Raw genomic sequence first — 15,332 nt, 5'->3', positions numbered from 1 at the left:
AAAGTTATAGTTAAATTTGAAAAATTGTGCGTGATTCTATCAAAAAGTGCGGTCATTTTCGACCGCACTTTTAATCATATAGGCTTACATCGCTTTCTTGTGGGCGGGTTTTGAACCGGCGGTGCAACCACATATATTGGCTGACACCTTTCATAATTTCTTTTTCTACGATTTGATTCATTCGCACCGCAACGGCGGTTTCATCATCCAAATCGCTAAAATCCACCGGGGCGGAAATGCTCACGGTATAGCCTGAACCGTCTTGATTGCGAAGTGGGGCAAAAGGAATCACTTTGCTTTTTGGCGATGATTTTAATAGGTAATAACTGCCGGTGGTGGTGCAAGCCTCTTTCACCGCAAAAAAGGGAACGAACACCGCATTTTTTCTTCCATAATCGTGATCCGGTGCATACCAAATGGTTTCACCATTGCGAATGGCTTTAATAATTCCACGCAAATCTTTACGATCAAGCATATCTTTGTTTGAACGCAAGCGACCTTGGGTTTGTAGCCAATCGAAAGCAGGGTTGTCATTTGGTCGATACACACCTAAACCGGGGTGGTGCAAACCTACAATACGCGCACCCAGTTCAAGGGTTAAAAAATGCACACCCACAAAGATAATGCCGTCTTGTTGGTTCTCTTTTAGATAATGTAATCCGTCAATTTTTGACCATTTTTTTATGCGAGAATCCGACCAAAACCACGCCATTCCGGTTTCAATGATTGCCATTCCCACCGAACGTAAATTTTCTTGCAAGAGGGCTTCGCGTTCGGTTGCCGAAATATCGGGAAAGCAAAGTTCAAGATTACGGCGTGCAATGGCAGCACGGCGTTTTCCCACTTTTAGGCGTGAAAAAAGCCAACCTAAACCGTTGCCGAGATGCCGTAAAATAGGGTAGGGGAGTAATAACAATGCACGCCAAATTCCCACGCCGAGCCAAAAGCCCCAATATTTCGGCGCAAGAAAAGCACGTTGAAAAGTCGGAAGTTTGGTGTTTTTCATAAAAATCCTTGCAAAATGGTGGCGTAGTTTAACGTAAAAATGACTTGTGGTAAAATCGCCCCAATTTTTTTATGAGAGAGAACAAAATGGCTCAATATTCAGCGGAATTTAAGCAGGCAAAAGTGCTTGTTTTAGGCGATGTAATGCTCGATCGTTACTGGTTTGGCGCAACCAACCGTATTTCACCGGAAGCGCCGGTGCCGGTGGTGCGTGTGCAGGAAAATGAAGAACGTGCAGGCGGTGCGGCAAATGTGGCGATGAATATCGCTTCTTTAAATGTGCCGGTGCAATTAATGGGATTGATTGGACAAGATGAGACGGGTGAAGCCCTTTCCCGTTTATTGAAAACCCAACATATTGATTGCAATTTTGTGGCGTTAAATACCCACCCGACAATCACTAAATTGCGTATATTATCCCGTCATCAACAGCTTTTACGCCTTGATTTTGAAGAAGATTTCCAAAATGTGGATTGCCAAGATTTACTGGCTAAATTAGAAAGTGCGGTCAAAAATTACGGCGCTTTGATTCTTTCCGATTATGGCAAAGGCACCTTAAAAGACGTGCAACAAATGATCCAAATTGCCCGCAAAGCCAATGTGCCGGTACTCATTGATCCAAAAGGGACGGATTTTGAGCGTTATCGTGGCGCAACCTTACTCACGCCGAATATGTCGGAGTTTGAAGCGGTGGTGGGAAAATGCAATGCCGAACAAGAGATTATCGAAAAAGGTTTAAAACTTATTTCAGACATTGAATTGACCGCACTTTTAGTCACCCGTTCCGAAAAAGGGATGACCTTACTTCGCCCAAATCAAGAACCTTACCATTTGCCAACGGTGGCAAAAGAAGTCTTTGACGTAACAGGGGCGGGAGATACCGTGATTAGTGTGTTGGCAACGGCATTGGCAGATGGACGTTCTTTTGAAGAATCTTGTTATCTTGCCAATGTTGCCGCAGGGATTGTGGTGGGCAAACTGGGGACTTCAACGGTTTCCACCGTGGAACTGGAAAACGCCCTTCACGCCCGTCCGGAAAGCGGATTTGGCATAATGAACGAGGCTCAACTTAAAGAAGCCGTTGCACAAGCAAAAGCACGAGGCGAAAAAATTGTGATGACAAACGGCTGTTTCGATATTTTGCACCCGGGACACGTTTCTTATCTTGAAAATGCCCGAAAATTGGGTGATCGCTTAATTGTCGCCGTAAACAGTGATGAATCGGTAAAACGTTTGAAAGGTGAAAGTCGCCCAATCAATAACCTTGAAACCCGAATGGCAGTGCTTGCAGGCTTGGCTTCCGTAGATTGGCTTGTGCCATTTACTGAAGACACGCCACAACGCTTAATTGGCGAAATTCTGCCTGATTTACTGGTTAAAGGTGGGGATTATAAACCGGAAGAAATCGCCGGCAGCCAAGAAGTTTGGGCAAACGGTGGAGAGGTCAAAGTACTAAACTTTGAAAACGGCTGCTCAACCACAAATGTGATTGAAAAGATTAAAGCATTGAAAGATTAAATGGAAAAGAAAAGGTTGGGAATGCCCAACCTTTGTTTTATCTAAAAATGCGTTTATTTATATGCAATTTCATTCCAACGAAGTTCGTTTTTTAGCGTGGCGAGATTGGTATCACGATTGATGTGAATAAATTCAATACCAAAATGTTCGGCAAAAGTGCGTAACATTTCGGCATCAACATCTAAACTAAATGCACTATGGTGTGCGCCGCCGGCAAGAATCCACGCTTGTGTGCCAATATCAAAATTTGGTTGTAGTTTCCAAAAAGCGTGACCTACCGGTAAATTTGGCATTGGTTGTGGTTTATCAATCGCTTCAATATCGGCAACAATCATTCGGAAATGATTGCCCATATCGACAATGGTTGCATTAACGGCAGCACCGGCTTTGGCGGTGAAAATCAAACGGACGGGATCTTCTTTACCTCCGATACCGAGCGGTTTAATGTCTAAGATCGGCTTATCCTGTGCAATAGAGGGACAAACTTCGAGCATATGTGCGCCTAATACAACTTCGTTATTTTCATCTAAGTTATAGGTGTAATCTTCCATAAAGGAAGAACCTTTTGGCAAGCCGTAGCCCATTACTTTCACTGCCCGCACTAATGCCGCCGTTTTCCAGTCGCCCTCAGCACCAAAGCCATAACCTTGTTGCATTAAACGTTGAACCGCCAAGCCGGGAAGTTGTTTTAATCCGTTGAGATTTTCAAAGGTATCGGTAAAGGCTTTAAAACCGCCTTTTTCTAAAAATGCTTTTAACCCTAATTCAATCCGTGCGCTATCTAAAAGTGCGGTTCGTTTTTCGCCTGTTTTTTGCAGACAATCTGCCGGTTGATAATTGGCTTCATATTCCCGAACTAAAGCACTAATCTCTTCTTCTGTAACCTGTTCAATGGCATTAACCAATTCATAAACACCATAGCCGTTTACACTGTAACCGAATTTGATTTGTGCTTCTACTTTATCCCCTTCCGTTACAGCAACTTCACGCATATTGTCGCCAAAACGTGCCACTTTTAAGTGTTTTTGATCATAAATTGCCGCAATAACACGCATCCAGCAATCGAGTTTTTGTTGCACCGTTTCACTTTGCCAATGACCGACAACAATGGTTCTTGGCTTGCGTAAACGTGCGGCTAAAAAGCCGAATTCACGATCACCGTGAGCGGTTTGATGCAGATTCATATAATCCATATCAATGTCATTCCAAGGAATGTTTTGATTAAATTGGGTGTGAAATTGCAAGAGGGGTTTTGTCAGTTGGGATAAACCAGCGATCCACATTTTAGAGGGCGAGAAGGTATGCATCCACGCAATTAAGCCGGCACATTGATCCGTATTGTTGGCGTCTTGACAAATATTGAGAATATCGTCCGGTGTGGTCGCTAATGATTTGAGTTTAATTTGAATAAACGGATTTTGTTCATTCAAGTAATTTGTGATCTGCGTTGCATTTTTTTTCACTTGTTGTAGTGCTTCTTCGCCATACAAATGTTGGCTACCCACAACAAACCAGACTTCAAGTTTTTTGAGAAATTCCATCGTGTTACTCCTGTTCATTAAATGGTGTGATTATTTATTTGAGGCAAAGTTTGCCGCTGTTTTTGCAATGGATATACCTTGCGTATAATGTTGCATAAATTTTTCATATCCTTGTTTTGTCAGCGGATCAGGTTCGCTAAGAGAAAGTGCGGTATTTTTAAAGATTGTTTTGTCTAAATATTGTTCTAATGATTGCGTTGGGGCATAGGTGAGATAATTAGCGAGAAGTGCAATGCCCCAAGCACCGCCTTCGGATGCCGTGTCCATCACCGCAACGGGAACATCAAGGGCGGAGGCAAGAATTTTTGAGGCGACATTCGGCGTTTTAAAAATTCCGCCGTGGGCAAGAATTTGTGTAATCTCGGCTTTTTCCTGCTTCATTAAAATATCCATCCCTAATTTCATTGCCCCGAAAGCACTGTATAGATGTGTGCGGATCAAATTGGCAAGATTAAAGAGACTATTGGTCGGGTGAAGAAATAACGGGCAACCTTCTTCCAAGCCGACACCGTGTTCGCCGGAATAAAATCCATAAGACAGTAAGCCGCCGCAGTCGTTATCCCCTTGCAGAGCGTGTTGGAACAGTTTTTCATAAAGAGGATTGGTATCTTGTGTTGCACCAAATAAATCTAAACATTCACCGAAAATAGTGATCCAAGCATTAATATCCGTTGTGCAATTATTGGCGTGTGCCATAGCAACAGGTTTACCGGCGGGTGTTGTCACCATATCTAATTGCTCATAAACATTAGAAAGGGCTTTTTTTAATACAACCATAGCGAATGCGGAAGTGCCGGCGGAAATATTACCGGTCGTTTCTTTAATGCTGTTGGTCGCAACCATTCCTGTACCTGCATCTCCTTCAGGCGGACACATTTTGATTCCGGCTTGCAATTGTCCGCTTGGATCTAACAAACGTGCGCCGGATTCCGTTAAATAACCGGCGATTTGTCCTGCGGGTAATACTTTCGGTAGAATTTCAGTGATTTTCCAAGGATAATTTTTCTCTTCAATGAGTTGATCGAATTTATCCAACATTAATTGATCATAGGATTTTGTTTGTGGGTTAATCGGGAACATTCCGGATGCCTCGCCGATACCAAGCACTTTTTCACCGCTTAGCATCCAGTGAACATAACCGCTTAGGGGCGTGAGGTAATCAATTTGCGCAACGTGTGGTTCTTGGTTGAGAATGGCGTGATAAAGATGTGCAATGCTCCAACGTTGCGGGATATTGTGCTGAAAAAGTGCGGTCAGTTTTTGCGAAGATTTTAGGGTGAAATTATTCCGCCAAGTGCGAAACGGGACGAGCTGATTTTTTTGACGATCAAAAGGAATATAACCGTGCATCATTCCGCTAATGCCGAGAGCTTGCGCCGAGGTGATCGGCAAATTATATTTTTCTTTAACGGCTTGTTTTAGGGCTTGATAAGCCTTTTGTAATCCCAGCCAAATGCTTTCTTGAGAATAAGTCCATATCCCATCAAGTAGCTGATTTTCCCAGTTAAAACCACCGCTTGCCAGAATATTTCCAAGGGGATCAATCAGTACTGCTTTGATTCGGGTCGAACCAAATTCAATACCAATAGCAATATTTCCATTGCGGATAAGATCTTTATTTGAAGGCATTATTTCCTCCCTAACTAAAATTTAGATGAATAAAGTATGTTTGTATAAAAACTTGGGGAAATCTTAGTCTTAATTTTTAAGGGCAGTGAGGGGAAATATGCTATTTATATGGATAAAATAGTCGGCTATGATATTTTGTGATGTGGGTCATATTTTTATTCAATATCATTAATAAAAAATCCCTTGCCTTATTCTTAGGAAGAGATGTTTTTAATGATAAATCATCAAGATAGGTTATCTTGAATTGCGATATTCAGAAGGGTTTAATCCCGAGTGACGTTTAAAAAGACGTGAAAAATAGAGTTGATCATCATAGCCTAATTGGCGGGCTATATGGTAAATCGGGGCATTAGAGGCGTGTAGTAAATATTCTGCTTTTATCATTCTTTGTTCTTCCCGCCATTTGATAATCCCTGTGCCGATTTGTTGAACAAAAAGATGTGATAAGCGAGAAGGGGAAATATGGATATGGGCGGCAATTTCGGCAATATTATAATTTTTATCTAAATTATCCGTAATAAAATGGCAGGTAGATAAAATGCGGGGATCAAGTAAACGCTGTTTATTGGAAGGATCTAATTTAAAACATTTAATAAGAAGTTGTTCTAATAAACACATTGACATTTCTTCACTCAATAAATCATCCGAATTGTATTCTTTCTCTATTGATTGAAATAACTGAAGAATATCTTGATAGTTTTGCATATCAGGAATGGTTAAGCGTCCGATATGCTGAACGGTGTTACTCCAATTTAGCCAGTTTAACCATAGGGATCTTGGACGGAAATAAATCCACTGGTGATGCCATTGCTCCACTTGTTCTGCACGGTGGTAGTAATGAATGGCATTAGGTGGGAATAACAGCAAATCACCAACGGAGCAATCAAAGGCACTTTTTCCACTGAAAATTGTGCCTTTGCCTTTAATGGTGAGATTAATAATGTAACCTTTCATTCCATTGGGGCGATTAATGGTGAAGTCCAGTTCTTCGCCCTTTTCAATGGGTGTGCAACCCGCTACTAAATAAGCGCCAAAATTGTAGCCGGGAAGAAGCGGATTGGATTGTTTATTCATCTCATTTTGTTTCATTTTGTTGGAATCACGATGCTTTAATAAATTTTTGTTTATATTTATCAAAAATGACCGCAATAAGCAAAATTAATCCGCGCACCACATATTGTGCAAAAGGTGAAATATTCAGTAAATTCATTGCATTTTCAATTGTGCCTAAAATCAAGACACCGGCAATGATGAAGGAAATTTTTGCCACACCACCATTTAAGGAAACCCCACCAAGTACGCAAGCCGAAATAGCAACTAATTCAAATCCGATAGAAGTCATTGGTTGTCCGCTGGTCATTCGGGCGGCTAAAATCACTCCGGCGAGCGCAGAGATCAAACCTGAAACGACAAAGATAGTGAGTTTGGTACGATCAACATTAATACCGGCTAAACGAGAGGCTTCTTCGTTACCGCCTATCGCAAGAGTGTTACGTCCGTAAGTGGTTTTGCTTAATAGAAAGCCGAAAATAGTAATGCAAATAATAGTGAAGATAATTGGTAGTGGAACGCCGAGGATAGATTCATAACCAATATCGAAAAATTCTTCGGTAGTGATACCGACAGCTTTCCCATCTGAAATAATATAGCCTAAGCCACGTGCGATTTGCATTGTGGCAAGTGTTGTGATGAGAGAATTAATTTTTAATTTTGCAATGACGAAACCATTAATCAATCCAATTAACGCTCCCAGACCAAGACCTGCAGAAATGCCGAGGAAAATATTTTGCGTTAAATTTAATACCACGGCGGTTACAACGCCTGCACAAGCAATAACGGATGCCACAGAAAGATCGATTTCTCCTGCGGCAAGGCAAAATAACATACCGCAAGCGACCATTCCGCTCATTGAAATGGCTAAGCCCAGCCCTTTCATATTGATAACGGTGGCGAAGTTTGGAATAAAAAGACAAGATGCGATGAAGATCACAAAGAAAATAAGCAACATTCCATAGGAATGCCAAATTTTGTTTAACATCCCAATTTGATGTTTTTCTGCTGAATTTGCTGCGTTCATAGAGATACCTCCCAGATTAATTCGTTATACGTTAAGCGGTTTTACTTTCAACCATTGCCAGCTTCAAGATATTTTCTTCCGTTGCATTTTGTCGTTCGATGGCCCCCATTATTTGTTGAGATCGCATTACCATAATGCGATCCGATAATCCGATGACCTCCGGCAAATCACTGGAGACAACAATAATTGCCAGTTTTTCATCGGCAAGTTTAAAAATCAGGTCATAGATTTCGGATTTCGCTCCAATATCAATACCACGGGTTGGTTCATCCAATAGCAGAACTTTAATATCTTCCGATAACCAACGCCCCAAAATCGCTTTTTGTTGATTACCGCCGGATAAATTCACAATAATTTGATCGATTGACGGTGTTTTTACATTCATTTGTTGGCATTGTTTTTCGGCATTTTCACGTTCCCATTTCTCATTAATGATAAATTTCAAAAAATTATGGGTACGGCGTGCGCTGATGTTGATATTTTCTCCAACCGTTGCCGTTGGAATAATACCTTCTTTTTTACGATCTTCCGGACAAAGCACAATGCCTTGTTCAATCGCATCTTTTGGTTTTTGGATATGGATGGATTGACCGTCTAACTCAATCGTTCCCGATGTCATTGCATCGGCACCAAAGATAATTTTCAACAATTCGGAACGACCGGCACCCACCAAACCGAATAAGCCCAAAATTTCACCGGCACGCACTTCCAGATCAAAGTTGCCTTTAAGTTTTGTGCCACAAAGTGCGGTCAGTTTTAAGCGGGTTTTTCCTACTTCACGTGGGCGATAGTGGTAAATATCACCAAGATTTCGTCCAACCATACTACGAACCAGTACATCATTATCAATTTTGCTTAAATCAGAAAAGGTTTCGACAAATTGTCCGTCTTTCAATACGGTAATTTCATCGCTGATACGGAAAATTTCTTCCATTCGATGAGAAACGTAGAGAATGACTTTGCCTTCTTGTTTTAATTCGTTTATGACACTAAATAATTTCTCAATTTCCGGTGCAGAAAGGCTGCTGGTGGGTTCGTCAAAAGCTATGATTTTTGCACCTCGGCTTAATGCTTTGGCGATTTCAATCATTTGCCATTGTCCGATAGAAAGTTCTTTTAAGGGGGTATTCGGTGAAATATTAAGTTCCAATTTATCCAGATAACGCTGTGTTCTTGCGACTAATGCTTTTTTATCAACGATACCAAACGCATTCGGCAGTTGCCCCAAGCAAAGATTTTCGGCAACGGTCATTTCCGGCACGATATTGAGTTCTTGATAAATAATTGCGATACCGGCAAGTAGGGCTTCTTTGGTATTTTTGAAGGTCATCATTCTGCCGCCAATAGACAATTTACCCTCGGTCGGTAAATAATTACCGCTTAAAATTTTGAGTAATGTCGATTTACCTGCGCCGTTTTCCCCCATTAATGCGTGAACTTTGCCTTCATAACATTTAAAGGAGACATTTTGTAATGCTTTTACACCGGGAAAGGCTTTGCTGATATTGTCAAATTCTAAGTAGGGAATCTGCATATCGAACTCCTTTTTCAGATTATTTTGAGATAGGTGTTGGTATCCGATTTTACGAATACCAACAGGATGATGGATAAGGTGTTATAAACCTTTTTTAGCAAGTTCCTCTTTGAAGTTGTCGCGTTTTAGGAAAACAACATCTTTCACGGCAATGTATTTTTCCGGTTCAACACCCTCTTTAACCCATTTATAGAGCATTTCGGTACTGCGATAACCGTGAACATCAGGACTTGGTAACAAAGAGCCGAGGAAACCTGTCGTATTTGGTTTGGAAAGTTCGTTAACGGCATCAACGCCATTAATGCCGATACCCACCACATTTTCCGCTTTAAACCCTTGTCCTTCGGTTGCCCGTACACCGCCTAAAACCGTATTGTCATTCATACCGACAATCAGCCAATGTTTTACTTCCGGATGTTGCACCAACATTGAATTTGCGGCATCTAAAGCACCCGGAATATCGTTACTCTTAGTTGGTGATTTATAGATTTGTTTTTCAGGGAAACCGGCTTTGATTAATGCGGAAATTGATCCTTCGGTACGTCTGCGTGCGGTATCCAATTCATCGGCGGTAATGGCTAATACCGCCGTATCTTTTACGTCCCAGCCTCGATTTTGCATTTCTTTATACAATTCTTGCCCTTGGCGTTCACCAATTTCAGTGGCAGCCATCATAATGATCGGCACTTTGTTCATCGGTTCACCGGCGGCATTTAAGAATTGATCATCAACAGTAATCACTTTCAAATCATAGGAACGTGCTTTTGCCATAATCGCCGGGCCTAAACGTGGATCAGGCGTACAAATCACGAAGCCTTTTGCACCACTGGCAGCAAGATTATCAATAGCATTTAAGGTTTTTTCACCATCAGGCACGGCAATTTTGATGATTTGTACATCACCTAAATCTTTTGCGGCTTTATCTGCAAACGCCCATTCTGTTTGAAACCACGGCTCTTCAGGCTGTTTGACCAAATAGCCTAATTTGATGGTTTCTGAAGAGCTGGAATATGCTAAGTTGGAATGAAAACCGGCAAGGGATAAAAGGGCTATTGCCATTGTTGATTTAAGAAATGTTCTTTTCGTAAATTTCATATTGATTCTCCCATAAGATTAATTTGCTAATAAAATCAATATAATATGCTTATTGATTAGCTTGTTTGCTCACAAGGCGAGGCAATCATATAGGATTTAATATTAAAAAAATTAGATCTTGATCACAGAATTAATTTATAGCGATTTTGTCCATATATTCAGCGGATAACTCCTATTCCTTATCCGAATAATAAGTGGGCGGGATGATTGAAGAGAGGTATAAAAGCAAAATGATGACTTGAATTGACAGCCTCAATTAAAACATCGGCCATCAACCAAAGAAAATAAATCAAGAAAAGCACTATTTTAAGATTTTTTTCATCATAATATCCGTTTGGGCATCGCTTCCTAGCATAAAGGTGTGTTTATCAAATTCTATAAAGCCATTTTTTCGATAAAAATTTTGGGCTTTATGATTGTGTTCCCATACGCCAAGCCAGATGTAATCGGCGTGGTACTGCTTGGCAAGTGCTAAAGCCTGTTGAAATAGGGCTTGTCCTACGCCTTTGCTATGATACTGATTTAATACATAAATACGCTGAATTTCGACCGCACTTGGTGATTGTATTTCCGTCTGTGCCGTGCCTAAATTAAGTTTTAAATAGTCAACCATTTCATCCTCGGATTCTGCTGTATAAAATAGCATTTCTTCGTTTTTTAATTCCGTTTCAAGTTGTGTGAGGCTAAAACTTTCTGCCAAATAGTTCTGCATATCTTCATCACTACAAGTATCGACAAAGGTTTCAAAGAAAGTTTGTTTGCTTAAATGTTGTAATGCATTGAGATCATTTAAAGTGAGTTTTCTGATATTTAATTGGTCATCCATTTATGATTTAATCTATTGATTTATTAAAAGATTTTTCTTGTAAGAATAAATAATATGAAATCAAGCGTTGAATCACAGCGATATCTTTATATAAATTAATGTATAATGCTTGCCTTTGCATTATATAAATAAGGATATTCAATGAAATTCAATCAACTTCTTCTTACTGCCTTATTGGGGACTGTTTCACTTTCAGCTTTAGCAGATCGCGTGATTACTGATCAACTTGATCGTCAAGTTACTATTCCTGATCATATTCAACGCGCCGTTGTGCTACAACATCAAACGCTCAATATTGCCGTGCAGCTTGATGCAACAAAACAAATTGTGGGCGTACTTTCTAATTGGAAAAAACAATTAGGAAAAAATTATGTTCGTCTTGCACCGGAACTCGAAAAAATGGCTATGCCGGGCGATTTAAATTCAGTCAATATTGAAAGTTTATTGGCATTAAAGCCTGATGTTGTTTTTGTGACTAATTACGCACCACCGGAAATGATTAAGCAAATTTCCGATGTTAATATTCCGGTGATTGCAATTTCTTTGCGTACTGGCGATGAAAAAACGAAGCTCAATCCAACATTAGGTGATGAAGATAGAGCCTATAGTGACGGTTTAAAACAAGGGATTGAATTAATTGCCGAAGTGTTTGAGAAAACGCAACAAGGTGATGATTTACTGAAAGCCGCCTTTGCTCATCGTCAATTATTGGCAGATCGTCTAGGGAATATTCCTACGGATAAGCGTGTAAAAACCTATATGGCGAACCCTGATCTGAATACCTATGGTTCAGGCAAATATACGGGATTAATGATGGAACACGCGGGAGCATATAATGTTGCTTCGGCAACCATTAAAGGTTTCAAACAGGTTTCTCTCGAAAATGTGCTTGAGTGGAATCCTTCTGTGATTTTGGTACAAGATCGTTATCCTGATGTGGTACCACAAATCTTAAATGATCAAAATTGGGCAAATATTCAGGCTGTAAAAGATAAAAAAGTATTATTGATGCCGGAATACGCGAAAGCTTGGGGTTATCCGATGCCAGAAGCATTCTCTTTGGGGGAAGTATGGTTAGCTAAAGCCCTTTATCCACAACGTTTCCAAGATGTTGATTTGGATAAAATGGTGAATGATTATTACCAAAAATTCTACCGAACTTCTTATCAATCAGCAAAATAGTGTTGGCAATGCAGCAAAATTATTATGCCAAAATTATTGTGGGTTTAACCTTTCTATTGTTGATTACCGCTGTGATTTCTTTAGGAATAGGGCGGTATTCCTTGTCTATTCCGCAAATTGGGCAAGTTCTATGGTCAAAATTAACCGCACTTGAGATTGAGCCTGTTCATCAACAAATTATCTTTCAAGTACGATTACCCCGAATTTTAACCGTACTATGTGTGGGTGCCGGTCTCGCTTTGAGCGGTGTGGTATTACAAGGTATTTTTCGCAATCCGTTAGTGGATCCACATATTATCGGTGTCACTTCTAGCTCTGCCTTTGGTGGAACCTTGGCAATCTTTTTAGGGTTTAGCTTATACGGCTTATTTACCAGTACAATTTTATTAGGTGTGTTAACGCTCGCTTTAGTTTTTTTATTCAGTTTCAAATTTAACCAACGCAGCTTATTAATGTTGATTTTAATTGGCATGATCTTAAGTGGCTTATTTTCCGCTTTAGTCAGTTTGTTGCAGTACATTTCAGATACGGAAGAAAAATTACCGAGCATAGTATTTTGGCTGATGGGCAGTTTTGCTACGGCAAATTGGGAGAAATTCGGATTCTTTGTTATCCCTTTTTCCATTTGTAGCCTTATTTTATTTAAATTAAGTTGGCGATTGAATTTATTGTCCTTAGATGATAAAGAAGTCAAAGCCTTAGGTATGAACGTCGTGCCGTTACGTTGGCTAGTGATTTTCTTAAGTGGCACATTAGTGGCTTGCCAAGTGGCAATTAGCGGCAGTATAGGCTGGGTTGGATTAATTATTCCTCACATTAGCCGTATGTTGGTGGGGGCCAATCATCAGCGTTTACTTCCCTGCACAATGCTAATCGGTGCGGTTTATTTGTTAATGGTGGATAATGTTGCTCGCTCACTTTCTGATGCCGAAATTCCTATCAGTATTTTGACCGCACTTCTTGGTGCGCCGTTATTTAGTTTGCTGGTTTATCAGTTAAAACGAGGGCGTATAAATGAATAAAATGCTCACCGTTGAAAACTTAGGCTTTTATTATCATTCCGAAAAACCTTTGTTCCAGCAGCTCAATATTGAATTAAATCAAGGGGATATTTTAGCTATTTTGGGGCAAAATGGCTGTGGTAAAAGTACGTTACTGGATTTATTGTTAGGCATTCATCAACCCATTTCTGGCACAATTAAGGCACATCAATCTATCGGTTTTGTTCCACAATTTTTTTCATCGTATTTTGCTTATACCGTGTTAGATATCGTGTTAATGGGACGAGCTCATCACATTAACACTTTTTCTAAGCCGAAAGCGCGAGATTATGAAATTGCAATGGAAACATTGGACTATATGAATTTAACCCATTTAATTCATCGAGAATTTAATCAACTTTCAGGTGGACAGCAACAGCTTATTTTAATTGCACGCGCTATGGCTTCCGAGTGTCAACTCATGTTATTGGATGAACCCACATCAGCCTTAGATCTGGCGAATCAAGATATTGTTCTTTCTTTATTACAAGATTTGGTGACTACCCGGAAAATAACAATTGCATTCACAACACATCAACCTAATCACGCGGTTGCCATTGCTAATAAAACCTTATTAATGAATAAGGAAAATATCCAATTTGGCGAAACATCTCAAATTTTAACCACAGAAAATTTAACCGCACTTTTTCATTTATCCATGCTGGAACAGCAAACGGATTATCAATCAGTTGTTGTTACACATTTTATCCCTTTGTATAAAACATTGTTTAACAAAAAGGAAATCTAATGAAAAAGCTTATTATTTTTAGTGCAGGCAGCTTTCGCTTTGTGCTACAAGATTTAGTCGAATATTTCCAGTTATTCCATTCTTGGGATATTCAATGTGTTTGTGCGCCGGCTGGTTTATTACGAGAAAGAATTGAAAAAGGGGCTCGTTGTGATCTTTTTATTAGTGCAAATCGAGAAAATATAGATCGATTAAGGCAAACAAACAGGATTTTCAGACAGACCGTGATTGCATATAATCGCTTGCTTTTAACAACGCTTGATGATGTGAAATTTCGTCAAAAAACATTTTTTGAGTTATTATTTGACCGCACTTTACGCCTTGCAACTTCTACTCCAAACACTGATCCTTGCGGTGATTATACGTGGGAATTTTTCGATAAGATTGAGCAGAGGTTTCCTACGGAGGGAGAGGCTTTAAAACAGCGTGCGTTACAATTAGTTGGCAATGAAAATTCAACAATTGTTCCAAAAGGTGAAATTGCCTCAAGATATTTACTTTCTCAAGGCTATGCAGAAATGATGTTAGGCTATGCCCATTATCAAGCGCAATTAACAGGAAAGGGATTTTTATTTTATGAATTACCGAAAGAATTTAGCATCCGTGCCGACTACATGAGTGCGTTATTGTCTGATTCTAGACAAACGGTATTATTCTTTGATTTTTTATGTGGAGAAGAAGCGCAAAGAATTATTCAAAATCATGGGTTTTATCTTGAATAAACCTTGCTTTTAAATGCGTTCACCGCTAGAATTCAACCCTCTTGTCATCGCTGAGTTAGAGATCGGCGAATGATGTATCAACAACACTACCTTTTAGGAGTAAAAAATGTCTCTAAGTACTGAAAAAAAAGCAGCAATCGTTGCTGAATTTGGTCGTGATGCGAAAGATACCGGTTCTTCTGAAGTTCAAATCGCATTATTAACTGCACAAATCAACCACTTACAAGCTCACTTTGCAGAGCATAAAAAAGACCATCACGGTCGCCGTGGTTTATTACGTATGGTTTCCCGCCGCCGTAAACTTTTAGATTATTTAAAACGTACAGATCTTGCTTTATACCAAAGCACTATCGCCCGTTTAGGTTTACGCCGCTAATTTTTACAATCGTAAAAGTTCTAAGCCCTCGAATTTCGA

General features: G+C 39.9%; 14 protein-coding genes. 6 read left to right on the top strand and 8 right to left on the bottom strand.

All coding sequences use genetic code 11. The annotated features are described in order from the left end of the window. Positions 1–70: 70 nt before the first annotated feature. Positions 71–1,006: a Kdo(2)-lipid IV(A) acyltransferase gene (locus tag BKL49_RS06075; RefSeq protein ID WP_077423706.1), complete on the bottom strand. Its 936-nt coding sequence runs from the start codon at positions 1,004–1,006 to the stop codon at positions 71–73. A gap of 86 nt (positions 1,007–1,092) precedes the next feature. Here BKL49_RS06075 and hldE point away from each other — a divergent pair, with 86 nt between their 5' ends. Continuing rightward, positions 1,093–2,523, top strand: coding sequence for a bifunctional D-glycero-beta-D-manno-heptose-7-phosphate kinase/D-glycero-beta-D-manno-heptose 1-phosphate adenylyltransferase HldE (gene hldE, locus BKL49_RS06070; protein ID WP_077423705.1), 1,431 nt, complete (start codon positions 1,093–1,095; stop codon positions 2,521–2,523). Between the two features lie 53 nt (positions 2,524–2,576). On the opposite strand, the gene araA is transcribed toward hldE, so the two are convergent. From araA to BKL49_RS06035, 7 genes are all read right to left on the bottom strand, one after another. Beyond that, positions 2,577–4,064, bottom strand: a complete 1,488-nt coding sequence (gene araA / locus BKL49_RS06065) for an L-arabinose isomerase (protein WP_077423704.1) — start codon at positions 4,062–4,064, stop codon at positions 2,577–2,579. 30 nt (positions 4,065–4,094) lie between these two features. Further along, positions 4,095–5,693: a xylulokinase gene (locus tag BKL49_RS06060; protein WP_077423703.1), complete on the bottom strand. Its 1,599-nt coding sequence runs from the start codon at positions 5,691–5,693 to the stop codon at positions 4,095–4,097. A 234-nt stretch (positions 5,694–5,927) separates the two neighbouring features. Then, positions 5,928–6,767 carry an arabinose operon transcriptional regulator AraC gene (gene araC / locus BKL49_RS06055; RefSeq protein ID WP_244151962.1) on the bottom strand — a complete coding sequence of 280 codons (840 nt, stop codon included), beginning with the start codon at positions 6,765–6,767 and terminating at the stop codon, positions 5,928–5,930. Positions 6,768–6,792: 25 nt separating this feature from the next. Beyond that, positions 6,793–7,770, bottom strand: coding sequence for an L-arabinose ABC transporter permease AraH (gene araH / locus BKL49_RS06050; RefSeq protein ID WP_077423702.1), 978 nt, complete (start codon positions 7,768–7,770; stop codon positions 6,793–6,795). Positions 7,771–7,801: 31 nt separating this feature from the next. Beyond that, on the bottom strand, positions 7,802–9,304 hold the full coding sequence (gene araG, locus BKL49_RS06045) for an L-arabinose ABC transporter ATP-binding protein AraG (protein WP_077423701.1): 1,503 nt from the start codon (positions 9,302–9,304) through the stop codon (positions 7,802–7,804). A gap of 81 nt (positions 9,305–9,385) precedes the next feature. Next, entirely contained in the window at positions 9,386–10,399 is a 1,014-nt protein-coding gene (locus tag BKL49_RS06040) for an arabinose ABC transporter substrate-binding protein (protein WP_077423700.1), read from the bottom strand. 301 nt (positions 10,400–10,700) lie between these two features. After that, entirely contained in the window at positions 10,701–11,225 is a 525-nt protein-coding gene (locus BKL49_RS06035; protein ID WP_077423699.1) for a GNAT family N-acetyltransferase, read from the bottom strand. Between the two features lie 141 nt (positions 11,226–11,366). Between BKL49_RS06035 and BKL49_RS06030 the strand changes: the two genes are divergently transcribed. The 5 genes from BKL49_RS06030 to rpsO all read left to right on the top strand — a co-directional run bounded on the left by BKL49_RS06030 (position 11,367) and on the right by rpsO (position 15,293). Continuing rightward, positions 11,367–12,407 carry an ABC transporter substrate-binding protein gene (locus BKL49_RS06030; RefSeq protein WP_077423698.1) on the top strand — a complete coding sequence of 347 codons (1,041 nt, stop codon included), beginning with the start codon at positions 11,367–11,369 and terminating at the stop codon, positions 12,405–12,407. A gap of 8 nt (positions 12,408–12,415) precedes the next feature. Further along, positions 12,416–13,429: a FecCD family ABC transporter permease gene (locus BKL49_RS06025; RefSeq protein ID WP_077423735.1), complete on the top strand. Its 1,014-nt coding sequence runs from the start codon at positions 12,416–12,418 to the stop codon at positions 13,427–13,429. Beyond that, positions 13,422–14,195 carry an ABC transporter ATP-binding protein gene (locus tag BKL49_RS06020; RefSeq protein ID WP_077423697.1) on the top strand — a complete coding sequence of 258 codons (774 nt, stop codon included), beginning with the start codon at positions 13,422–13,424 and terminating at the stop codon, positions 14,193–14,195. Before BKL49_RS06025 ends, BKL49_RS06020 begins: the two co-directional genes overlap by 8 nt. Beyond that, positions 14,195–14,917: a substrate-binding domain-containing protein gene (locus BKL49_RS06015; RefSeq protein ID WP_077423696.1), complete on the top strand. Its 723-nt coding sequence runs from the start codon at positions 14,195–14,197 to the stop codon at positions 14,915–14,917. Before BKL49_RS06020 ends, BKL49_RS06015 begins: the two co-directional genes overlap by 1 nt. Before the next feature lie 106 nt (positions 14,918–15,023). Next, positions 15,024–15,293, top strand: coding sequence for a 30S ribosomal protein S15 (gene rpsO / locus BKL49_RS06010; RefSeq protein WP_005628925.1), 270 nt, complete (start codon positions 15,024–15,026; stop codon positions 15,291–15,293). The last annotated feature ends 39 nt before the right edge of the window (positions 15,294–15,332 follow it).

This window comes from Rodentibacter myodis (assembly GCF_001999305.1).
Taxonomy (GTDB): domain Bacteria; phylum Pseudomonadota; class Gammaproteobacteria; order Enterobacterales; family Pasteurellaceae; genus Rodentibacter; species Rodentibacter myodis.
This window is presented reverse-complemented; position numbering and strand designations above follow the sequence as displayed.

Excerpts from the sequence above, each read along its gene's own strand:
- BKL49_RS06075 (WP_077423706.1), bottom strand. The coding sequence starts at position 1,006 with ATGAAAAACACCAAACTTCCGACTTTTCAACGTGCTTTTCTTGCGCCG.
- hldE (WP_077423705.1), top strand. The coding sequence starts at position 1,093 with ATGGCTCAATATTCAGCGGAATTTAAGCAGGCAAAAGTGCTTGTTTTA.
- araA (WP_077423704.1), bottom strand. The coding sequence starts at position 4,064 with ATGGAATTTCTCAAAAAACTTGAAGTCTGGTTTGTTGTGGGTAGCCAA.
- BKL49_RS06060 (WP_077423703.1), bottom strand. The coding sequence starts at position 5,693 with ATGCCTTCAAATAAAGATCTTATCCGCAATGGAAATATTGCTATTGGT.
- araC (WP_244151962.1), bottom strand. The coding sequence starts at position 6,767 with ATGAATAAACAATCCAATCCGCTTCTTCCCGGCTACAATTTTGGCGCT.
- araH (WP_077423702.1), bottom strand. The coding sequence starts at position 7,770 with ATGAACGCAGCAAATTCAGCAGAAAAACATCAAATTGGGATGTTAAAC.
- araG (WP_077423701.1), bottom strand. The coding sequence starts at position 9,304 with ATGCAGATTCCCTACTTAGAATTTGACAATATCAGCAAAGCCTTTCCC.
- BKL49_RS06040 (WP_077423700.1), bottom strand. The coding sequence starts at position 10,399 with ATGAAATTTACGAAAAGAACATTTCTTAAATCAACAATGGCAATAGCC.
- BKL49_RS06035 (WP_077423699.1), bottom strand. The coding sequence starts at position 11,225 with ATGGATGACCAATTAAATATCAGAAAACTCACTTTAAATGATCTCAAT.
- BKL49_RS06030 (WP_077423698.1), top strand. The coding sequence starts at position 11,367 with ATGAAATTCAATCAACTTCTTCTTACTGCCTTATTGGGGACTGTTTCA.
- BKL49_RS06025 (WP_077423735.1), top strand. The coding sequence starts at position 12,416 with ATGCAGCAAAATTATTATGCCAAAATTATTGTGGGTTTAACCTTTCTA.
- BKL49_RS06020 (WP_077423697.1), top strand. The coding sequence starts at position 13,422 with ATGAATAAAATGCTCACCGTTGAAAACTTAGGCTTTTATTATCATTCC.
- BKL49_RS06015 (WP_077423696.1), top strand. The coding sequence starts at position 14,195 with ATGAAAAAGCTTATTATTTTTAGTGCAGGCAGCTTTCGCTTTGTGCTA.
- rpsO (WP_005628925.1), top strand. The coding sequence starts at position 15,024 with ATGTCTCTAAGTACTGAAAAAAAAGCAGCAATCGTTGCTGAATTTGGT.